The 1,268-nt window shown below is 40.2% G+C and carries 1 protein-coding gene; it reads right to left on the bottom strand.

Features of this window, described 5'->3' with window-relative positions:
- Positions 1-20: 20 nt before the first annotated feature.
- Entirely contained in the window at positions 21-1,172 is a 1,152-nt protein-coding gene (locus DPG01_RS18330) for an IS4-like element ISAbe18 family transposase (protein ID WP_019384352.1), read from the bottom strand.
- Positions 1,173-1,268 lie beyond the last annotated feature (96 nt).

Below are 1,268 nucleotides of genomic sequence, written 5' to 3'. Positions count from 1 at the left end.
CACTGCTGTCCCACAATTTTTCACAAGAGGAAGCTCATTTGAGCTTCCTCTTGTTTTATGGGTATTTTATCGGGTGAAAATAAAGCTTTTAAAGTTCTTCTTTCAAACAAATTCACTTGAATTATTCTGAGTAAACGTTGAACTGTCCAACCTGTTTTCCCTAAATGTTGAGCGAAACTCACCAATAAATAGGCGATCATCGCAATCCAGATTTGTGTCTGAATTGCGTTCCTGCTGCGGCCTAGAAACGCTTTTAATTTGAGATTCTGCTTAATCGCCTTAAAGAACAGCTCAACTTTCCAACGATCTTTATAAATCGCCGCAATGGTGGAGGCGGCTAAATGAAAGTTATTGCTGAGAAAGCTAAAGTGCTTGCCACTTTGCTGATCTCTATATTCAATTCTTCTTAACACTGGGGCTTTTCTTTTTAGGGCATGTGCGCTATTCAGCTGAATGGTTTCATCTTTTAGAATACCTTTGGATTCAAGCACTGGATGTTGCTGGATCACCTGATACACAGATTTAGGCCTAAAACGTGTAACAAATCCAATGTTTTGAGCGGTCAGATTTGCATACCATTGGTAATCGACATAGCCTTTATCAAAAACTACAATGCTGCCAGCAGGAAACTGGAATTTGCGGCCTTGTACCATGTCATTTTCTTTGCCATTTTCAACTGCAACAAACTCAGGAATATCATTGCTGTGATTCAATCCTATGCTGAGTTTCATGCTGGCTTTTGAGTCATGAACTTTGGCCCATTCACATAAGGAAAGCGACAGGTCAATATGACTGGCATCCAAGGAATATAATGGATTCTTAAAGCGAAATTTATGGGCTACTTTTGAGTGTTCATAGTATTTAAGCAACTTGTGAAAGAGCTGTTGGTACAAGGCAGCGGGCTGCTGCTCATTGATTCGTGCCAGTGTACTTCGGGGAATAGACTTTGCTCCGAAATGACTCAGTTTTTCCTGTTGGCACTCCAGATTGGATTGAATATCTCTCAGACTTTGCCTGCAGGAAAGTTGAGACATCAAGATGGCAATAAACTGATCCCATCTTGAAGCCGCTCTAAATTTCTGTCCAACATGGTGTACTTTAGCAAGTTGCTCAAAATCCTGTCGCACGACGGGTTTAATAAGCTGATGAAATACGGTATTCTGATGTGACAAAACCTGAATCCTGGTCGTTAAAGTGTTTGTTTGCACTCATATTTTAACGATTTGGACTCAGGTTTTTTATTTAAATCAAACTATGGGACAGCAGTG

The organism is Acinetobacter sp. WCHAc060042 (assembly GCF_003231195.1).
Lineage (GTDB): Bacteria > Pseudomonadota > Gammaproteobacteria > Pseudomonadales > Moraxellaceae > Acinetobacter.
This window is presented reverse-complemented; position numbering and strand designations above follow the sequence as displayed.